Raw genomic sequence first — 8,312 nt, forward strand, 5'->3', positions numbered from 1 at the left:
ACCCGCCAGAAGTCGGAGACCGTCTGGCGATTCTGCATGTCCCCGAGAAGTCCCTTGGGGTCGGTGTGGAAGAGCTGCGCCTTCCAGTCGGGCAGGCCACGGGCAAAGGCCCCAGGGGGCAGGACCTAGGCGGGAGCGATCCAAACGGCCTTGGCGGCGGCGACCAGGGTGCCGTCGACCTCGTAGATGGCGCTCTCCCCGAAGAGCTTGCGGCCCTCCCGGCCGCTGGCGCGGGCGACGACGGAGTAGGTGCCGCCGGGATAGATCCGGCGGTGCAGCCGTGCGGTCAGCCGGCCGAGCAGGGCGAACTCGCCCGGCTGGAAGTGCGCCCAGCCGGTGGGGCAGTCGAGGGCGGCCCAGACGATCGCGTCGGGGACGGCGCCGTCCTCGTCGGTGACGGTCATCGGGACCCGCCAGCCGGCGGCGATCAGGCCGGTGCCGGACACCGGGCCGGGGAAGATCCGCAGGCCGTCGCCGGGATCGCGCAGACCGCACGCGAAGCAGCCGGGGAAGGCGTGTTCGACGAGGCCGGCGAAGCCGCCCTCGGCCCGCGCCGCCTCGTTGAAGGGCACGAAGGCCGGCACGTCGAACTCCTCGGTGACCGTGATGGCCTCGACGAGGAGCCTCTCACCGTCGGTGAGGGTCGTGGTGTTGGCGAGATGGCGCAGGGACAGCTCGGTATCCAGTGGCGTGGGCGCGTGCAGCGTGACCTCGACAGCCGAGTCGTGCCGGGCGCCGTGCAACGCCTCGGAGACCGTACCCGCGATCCATCCGCCGTTCGCGGAGCCCTCGGGGCCGCGGAAACGCGCCGGAACGGTCAGCACGGTCTGCAGCTCGGCAGCCGTCGTCATGCCGCACCTCCTGTCGCCTTTTATGGCGATTAATCCTCAAAAATAACGGTATTCGGACTAGCCGATTTTACCGGACTGCTTGTACATACAGCCAACTCGGGGTCGATGACGCCTCGATTAGCAGCGGGTAACACCGGTATGACGTTCGGCGGGCGGCGTCGGATTACCCGCCTCCGCGGCGTGTCGGCACGCCGCCGGCAACGACCGTGCGGCACGGTCCGCGCGGTCGTTCCAGGCACGACGGGAGCCCACGACGCCCGCCGTGCCGGCAACGCGGAAGCGGCTAGAGAACCGGCAGGTAGCGGCCGAGTTCGAACTCGGTGACCTGGCGGCGGTATTCGTTCCACTCGGCGCGCTTGTTGCGCAGGAAGTAGTCGAAGACGTGCTCGCCGAGGGTCTCGGCGACGAGCTCGCTGCGTTCCATGACCGCGATGGCCTCGTCCAGCGACTGGGGCAGCGGCTGGATGCCCAGCGCCCTGCGCTCGACCGAGGTCAGCGCCCAGACATCGTCCTCGGCTCCGGGGGGCATCTCGTACCCCTCCTCGATTCCCTTCAGACCGGCCGCCAGGATCACGGCGAAGGCCAGGTAGGGGTTGCAGGCGGAGTCGAGCGAGCGGAACTCGATGCGGGTCGAGCCACCCTTGTGCGGCTTGTACATCGGCACCCGGACCAGGGCCGAGCGGTTGTTGTGGCCCCAGGAGATGTAGCTCGGGGCCTCGCCGCCGGCTCCGGCGATCGCCTCGGCGCCGCCCCAGAGCCGCTTGTAGGAGTTGACCCACTGGTTGCAGACCGCGGTGATCTCGGCGGCGTGCGCCAGCAGGCCGCCTATGAAGGAGCGGCCGATCTTGGAGAGCTGGTAGTCGGCGCCCGGCTCGTAGAAGGCGTTACGGTCGCCCTCGAAGAGCGACATGTGGGTGTGCATGCCGGAGCCGGGATGCTCGGTGAAGGGCTTGGGCATGAAACTCGCCCAGATGCCCTGCTCCAGCGCGACCTCCTTCATGACCAGGCGGAAGGTCATGATGTTGTCGGCGGTGGTGAGCGCGTCGGCGTAGCGCAGGTCGATCTCCTGCTGGCCCGGACCACCCTCGTGGTGGCTGTACTCGACGGAGATGCCCATCGACTCCAGCATCATGATCGCGTTACGCCGGAAGTCGTGGCCGGAGCTGTGCGGGGTGTGGTCGAAGTAGCCGCCGCCGTCGATCGGCTCGGGCCGCTCACTGCCCTCCGGCCGGTTCTTCAGCAGGAAGAACTCGATCTCCGGGTGGGTGTAGAAACTGAAGCCCATGTCGGAGGCCTTCGACAGGATGCGCTTGAGCACCCAGCGCGGGTCCGCGTGCGAAGGCGAGCCGTCCGGCATGAGGATGTCGCAGAACATCCGGGCCGCCCCCGGCGTCTCGCTGCGCCACGGAAGGATCTGGAAGGTCGACGGGTCGGGCTTGGCGAGCATGTCCGACTCGTAGACCCGGGCGAAGCCCTCGATCGCCGAACCGTCGAAGCCGATGCCCTCGGCGAAGGCTCCCTCAAGTTCGGCCGGGGCGATGGCCACCGACTTCAGGAACCCGAGCACATCGGTGAACCACAGCCGGATGAACCGGATGTCGCGCTCCTCAAGGGTGCGGAGAACGAACTCCTGCTGGCGGTCCAAGGCTTCTCCTTCATTGCTGACGTGCTGCGACACGCCTGGTGGTCTATCAGTTTGCCCGCTAAGTGTTTCGCACACGTTACGAGGAAGAACAGTGAGATGCGCGTCGCGCCTCCGCTCGACGGACCCCGTCTCCTCTTACAGTGTGCGACCGGAGCCGCTGGAAGTTCGATCCGGGGGGAAACGATGATGCGCACTGAAGTTCACGAACCACCGTACGCGGTCTCGTCACCGGTCAGGCTCACCGAACGCCTCGCGGCATTGACGATGCCCTGCCCCGTCCACCCGTCGATACACCTGGTCGAGGCCGCCGCGTCCGACTGGGCCCACGCGGCCGGGCTGACCCCCGACCCCGCCGCCTCCTGGCTGGCCGGGCGGGCGTTCGCCCGCTGCGAAACCCGCGCGGTCACGCTGCTCGCCCGCTGGCTGACCTGGGAGACGCGCCTGCGCGAGGAGCCCGCGGCGCTCACCCCGGTCCTCGCCGTGGCCGCGGGCGGCGAGCCGGGCACGGCACCGCTTACGCGGGCCTTCGCCGGTCTCTGGGGAGCGTGCGCCCCCCGGATGAGTGACGCGTGGCGCGAGCGCTTCACCGCCGGACTGGCCACCGGCGCGCATCCGGCCGGCGAGCACGCGAACGCCTTCGGCCGCCGGCTGCTGGACCTGGTGGAGCCCTGCTACGGGGTGGAGGTGCCCGCCCCGGTACGGCGGAGCCCGCGCTGGCGGGCGCTCGTCGAGGCGAGCGGCGACGTGACCACCTGGTGCGCGGAGGCGGCGGCCGAACACGGCGGCGCGAGAGGCGCCTTCCTGGAACGCTCCAACCGGATGGCGGAGGAGCGGGTGATCGACCGCGTGGCCACCCGGATGGAGGAGCTGTGGACGGCGGCCCGCGCGATCCCGGCGCTCACCGAGCGGCACGATCTCGGCTTCGCCGCCTCCCAGGAGGTGACGCGGGTGGCATGTGCTTTCTTGACCATCCCGAGGGCTTATCTGGAGTGGCTCCTGGAAACGCCCCGCTATCGTCACTTAGGGTAACAGTTCGAGTTCATCAAGTGACGACGGAGTAAACGATGAGCACCAGGCTCCTCAATCGCAAGCTTGACCGTGCCTTCGAGCACATGGACGTCGACGGCAGCGGATCGATCGAGCGCGAGGACCTTCTCGGCCTCGGAGCCCGGATCCTCGTCGGCTTCGGTGAGTCGCCGACCTCCCCGGCCGGCAGCAGGCTCGCCCAGGGCTTCGAGGGGATCTGGCGGACACTGGCCGCGGAGATCGACACCGACGGCGACCGGGCGATCTCCCCGGAGGAGTTCCGCGCCGGCATGACCTCCGCGTTCGTCGAGGGCGACCGGTTCGACGCGGTCTTCGGACCCGCGGCCGAGGCGGCGGCCTGGCTGTGCGACACCGACGGCGACGGTGCCGTCGGGCCGGACGAGTTCTGGGTCATGATGGCCGCGTTCGGCACCTCCCGTGCGGACGTGACGGCCGCCTTCGAGCGGCTCGACGGCGACGGCGACGGCGCGGTGTCCGTGGGCGAACTGGTCGAGGCGACCCGGCAGTTCTACACGGGTACCGATCCGGACGTGGCCGGCAACTGGCTGTTCGGTCCGCTGTAGTGGCTCTCACCCCAACGTTCGGCGATCCCCTGACCTTTCCCCGACCCCACTCACAACCCTTGTCACACTCCCTGCACCCGTCCCCCTCACCCGTCACACGTCCCTTCGCCGCCCCGCCCCCCGGGACCGTGGGATGCCCGAAGCCGCCACCCCCCTCCGGGGTGGCCGCGGCTTCGCTGCTCCCCCTCGCCGAGCTCGTACCGGCGATGTCGGCACCGTGCCGGATGCATCCCTCGGTCGACCTGATCGGCACCGAGCTCGCCGGCTGGGCCCGCGGGGCCGGGCTGGAGGCTCCCCCGCGCGCCGGGTTCGAGCGGATGGCGGGCCGGGCCTTCTCCGGGTTCGGCGTGGAGGCGGCGCTGCTGTTCGCCAAATGGCTGACCTGGCTGTTCCACTTCGACGACGAGTGGGACGAGAAGCCCGCCGGGCGCGCGGCCGAGATCGTGGAGGCCACCTTCGCCAGGCTCGACCTCGTCGCGCGCGCTCCCGTCCACGCCTCCTCGCCCGTCGAGATCGCCTTCGCCGACCTCTGGAAGATCACTGCGGGGCGGATGAGCACCCGGTGGCGGCACCGGTTCCTGGCGGGGCTGGCTGCGCAGGGCGAGGCATGCCGCACCGAGGCCGAGAACCGGTGCGCGGGCCGGGTGCCCTCCCCCGCGGAGTATCCGCGGCTGCGGCGGGGCACCGCGGGCCCCTACCTGTTCGACCTGGTGGAGCCCTGCCTGGGGGTGGAGGTGCCCGCGGGACTGCGCGAGAGCACGACCTGGCGGACGCTGGTGGACGCCTGCAACGACGTCACCGCGTGGTGCAACGACGTCGCCTCGCACCACAAGGAGCGGGCCAACGGCGACGTGCACAACTACGTGACGGTCGCCGCGACCGCGTTCGGGCTCTCCGACGGCGCCGCCGTCACCTGGGTGAACGACCGGATCGCCGCCCGCGCCGAGGACCTGCGGATCTCCGCGCGCCGGCTGCCGGCGCTGTTCGACCGGTTCGAGCTGTCGATCGGCCAGGCCAGGGAGGTCAGCAAGGTCGCGTGCGCGTTCCTCGCGGCGCCGAGAGCACAGTTGGAATGGCTCCTGGAGTCCAGCCGGTACGACGTGCCGTGACCGGCCCGCTCCCACCCGGGCGAGCCCGCCCGGGTGGGAGCGTGTCCTGCCCCAAGCCCCGCCGGCGATCGGACCGGCTCCGGGGCTCCGTACGAGATACGCCCTGCTTTGATTGCTTATTGATTGGATTGCGCTTCAAGCCGGTTAAGGTCCTTCCAAGTACCAGATGAAGGGCCTGAACCACCATGCACGGGCTGAACCTGTTGATCCAAAGGGTGACGCCTGTCCGGGGGCGGGTCGCGGCGGTGCTGATCACCAGCGCGTCCGTCGCGATGGTGTGCGTCAACGTCTGGGCCACGGCGCTGCTCCCACAGCCCTCCTACACGCCGCTGCCGTTCGCACCGGAGGACGTGGCCGGCACCGCGTTCCCCATCCTCGGAGCGCTGCTGGTGTTCCAGCGGCCCCGGCTGGTCATCGGCTGGCTACTCTGCCTGGGCGGACTGTTCTCCGCGCTGAACAGCCTCACCATGAACCTCGCCCGCCTGGGCACGGCACGGGAGTGGACGGTTCCGTCCGAGGCCACCTGGACCCTCGCGGGGTTGAACTGGAGACTGACCATCCTGTTCCTGGTCGTGCTGCTGCCGCTGCTCTACCCGGACGGAAGGCTGCCCTCCCCGCGCTGGCGGCCACTGATCTGGGCCTCGGTCGCCGTCCTGGCGCTCGACGTACTCGTCACGGACCTCATGTCCTTGCCGGGGAGAGGGGACACCTACCCCCTCAGGTTCTCCCTGGACATGCTCACCAACGCGGTGATCCTCCTGGCCTTCACCTCGCTGGCCATGCGGTTTCGGCGGGCGGACGCCGAAGAGCGCAGGCAGATCCTGTGGCCGCTGGTCGCGATCGCCACGGTCGTCGTCCCCTGGGTACTCGGCAACCCGGTGTGGTGGCTGGCGTCGTTCACGATCCCGCTGGTCCCGCTCGCGATCACCTTCTCGGTACTGCGGTACCGCCTCTACGGGATCGACACGCTGATCACCAGGACTCTGGTCGGCGCGGGCCTGGTCGGCGTGATCGGCGGGGTGTACGTGGCGGTGGGCACCGCCTCCAGCCTGTTCCTGTCGGACGTGGACCGGATCGGCGGCCTGATCGCCGCGCTCTGCGCGGGGGCGTTCTTCCACCCGATACGGCGGGTGCTCCAGCGCGGCGCCGACCGCCTGCTCTACGGCAGCAAGGGCGACCCGGTGACACTGGCCGCCGAACTCGGGCGCAGGCTGCAGCACACCGATCCGGCGGGCGGGCTGACCGCCGCCCTGGAGGTGCTACGCGACGGTCTGGCCGTCACCGGTACGGGCGTGCGCTTCTCCGGCGGCTGGCCCGAGGAGGCGACGGCGGGGACACTGGAGGAGGTGGCGCGCGACATCCGGCTCGTGTGGCACGGCGAGCCCGTCGGCCGCCTGCTCATCGGCCCGCCGGGGGCCAGGCGCCTACCGGCCACGCACAACGAGCGGGTCATCGCCGTGCTCACGCCGTACGTGGCGGACGCGGCCCACGCGGTCCGGCTGGTCGGCGCGCTGCGGCGTTCCCGGGAGCGGATCGTCACCACCCGCGAGGAGGAACGCCGCCGCCTCCGCCGTGACCTGCACGACGGCCTCGGCCAGTCGCTCAGCGGGATGGCGATGTCCATCAACGCGGCCAGGCACTCCCTGCGCGTCTCCCCCGAGACGGCCGAGCGGATGCTCAGCGAGCTGCGATCCGGCATGGACAGCGTCACCAGCGACATCAGGCACCTGGTGTACGGCCTGCGACCGCCCACCCTCGACGAGCTGGGCCTGGCCGGCGCGCTGGCGGAGATGGCGGGCCCCGGCGTCACCGTGGAGGTCAGGGGCGAGCTGGCGGGGCTGCCCGCCGCCACCGAGGTGGCCGCGTACCGGATCGCGCAGGAGGCGCTGACCAATGCCCGCAAGCACGCCGGTGCCACGACGGTGCGGCTGTCGCTGGAACGCGGCGAGGACTCCTTGAGCATCCGGGTGCACGACGACGGGATCGGCATCCCCGCGGAGCGTCGCGCGGGGATCGGGCTGGCCTCGATGCGCGAGCGGGCCGCCGAACTCGGCGGGACATGCATGATCACGGCACCGCCCGAAGGGGGCACCACGGTCGAAGCTGTTCTTCCGGTGAACTTGAATGTGGAGATGTGACTACCGATGATTTCTTACAGCCTGCGAACGATGGTGAGTATTGCCCTATGACGTTGGCCCAGGTAGCTCTAACCTTACGCCTGCAATGCTGACATTTCGTGCTCTCGGACCGTTCCAGGCGCGCCACGACGGCACGCTGCTCGATCTCGGCGGCCAGCGCCAGATGGCGGTGCTGGCCCGGCTCCTCGTAGCCGGTGGCCGCGCCGTCCCGGTGACCATGCTGATCGACGAGCTGTGGCCGGGTGAGCCTCCGACCCAGGCCCTGTCGACCATCCAGGGATACGTGTCGCGGCTGCGGCGCGCCCTGGAACCCGGCCGCGCGCCGCGGGAGGAGGCCGAGGTACTGGTCTCCGCCCCGCCGGGCTACGCGCTGCGCACCTCAGCAGACCAGGTGGACTCCTGGATGTTCGAGAGCGCGGTCAAGGCCGGTGGCGAACCCGCCGAGGTGTGGGGGCGCCTGGAGACCGCCCTCGCGCTCTGGCGGGGTCCGGCCCTGGCCGAGTTCTCCGACCTGCCGTGGGCGGTGACCGAGGCGGGCCGGTTGGAGGAGCTGCGGCTGATCGCGGTCGAACGCCGCGCCGACGCGGGACTCCTCCTCGGTCACTCCGGTGCCCTGGTCGCCGACCTGGAGGCGCACGCCTCGGCGCACCCGCTGCGGGAGGAGGCCTGGCGGCTGCTCGCGCTGGCCCTGTACCGCAACGGCAGGCAGGGGGACGCGCTGGGAGCGCTCCGACGGGCCAGGGGGATGCTCCGCGACGAACTCGGCCTCGACCTCGGCGCCGCCCTGCAGCGCCTGGAGTCCGACATGCTGGCCCAGGCCGTTCACCTCGACCCGCCCGCGAAGCCGGTCGCCGCGCGCGCCGCGGACGAGGGAGGCCGTCGCGGTCCAGGCGGCGGTGTACATGATGACCCGGGCCGAGAGGTTGATCCAGACCAGCAGGCCGACCACCACGGCGAAC

7 protein-coding genes are annotated in these 8,312 nt (G+C 70.7%); 5 read left to right on the forward strand and 2 right to left on the reverse strand.

Annotation, left to right across the window (positions count from 1 at the left end; translation table 11 throughout):
- Positions 1-125 precede the first annotated feature (125 nt).
- Positions 126-851, reverse strand: coding sequence for a hypothetical protein (locus tag ABZ260_RS40620; RefSeq protein WP_355552185.1), 726 nt, complete (start codon positions 849-851; stop codon positions 126-128).
- Positions 852-1,134: 283 nt separating this feature from the next.
- The gene (locus ABZ260_RS40625; RefSeq protein WP_355628290.1) at positions 1,135-2,496 is read right to left on the reverse strand and encodes a glutamine synthetase family protein; all 1,362 of its coding nucleotides are present in this window, start codon (positions 2,494-2,496) and stop codon (positions 1,135-1,137) included.
- A 183-nt stretch (positions 2,497-2,679) separates the two neighbouring features.
- Between ABZ260_RS40625 and ABZ260_RS40630 the strand changes: the two genes are divergently transcribed.
- From ABZ260_RS40630 to ABZ260_RS40650, 5 genes are all read left to right on the forward strand, one after another.
- Positions 2,680-3,525: a terpene synthase family protein gene (locus ABZ260_RS40630; RefSeq protein ID WP_355628293.1), complete on the forward strand. Its 846-nt coding sequence runs from the start codon at positions 2,680-2,682 to the stop codon at positions 3,523-3,525.
- Positions 3,526-3,560: 35 nt separating this feature from the next.
- Positions 3,561-4,106 (forward strand): EF-hand domain-containing protein, encoded by a 546-nt coding sequence (locus ABZ260_RS40635; RefSeq protein ID WP_355628296.1) that lies wholly within the window; start codon positions 3,561-3,563, stop codon positions 4,104-4,106.
- 161 nt (positions 4,107-4,267) lie between these two features.
- Positions 4,268-5,215: a terpene synthase family protein gene (locus ABZ260_RS40640; protein ID WP_355628299.1), complete on the forward strand. Its 948-nt coding sequence runs from the start codon at positions 4,268-4,270 to the stop codon at positions 5,213-5,215.
- Between the two features lie 215 nt (positions 5,216-5,430).
- A complete protein-coding gene (locus ABZ260_RS40645) occupies positions 5,431-7,353 on the forward strand; it encodes a sensor histidine kinase (protein ID WP_355628302.1) in 1,923 nt (640 codons plus the stop codon).
- Between the two features lie 85 nt (positions 7,354-7,438).
- A partial coding sequence (locus ABZ260_RS40650; protein WP_355628304.1) for an AfsR/SARP family transcriptional regulator occupies positions 7,439-8,312 on the forward strand: 874 nt, incomplete at its 3' end.

The sequence above is a fragment of the Streptosporangium sp. NPDC006013 genome, assembly GCF_040614275.1.
In the GTDB taxonomy this organism is placed as follows: Bacteria; Actinomycetota; Actinomycetes; order Streptosporangiales; family Streptosporangiaceae; genus Streptosporangium.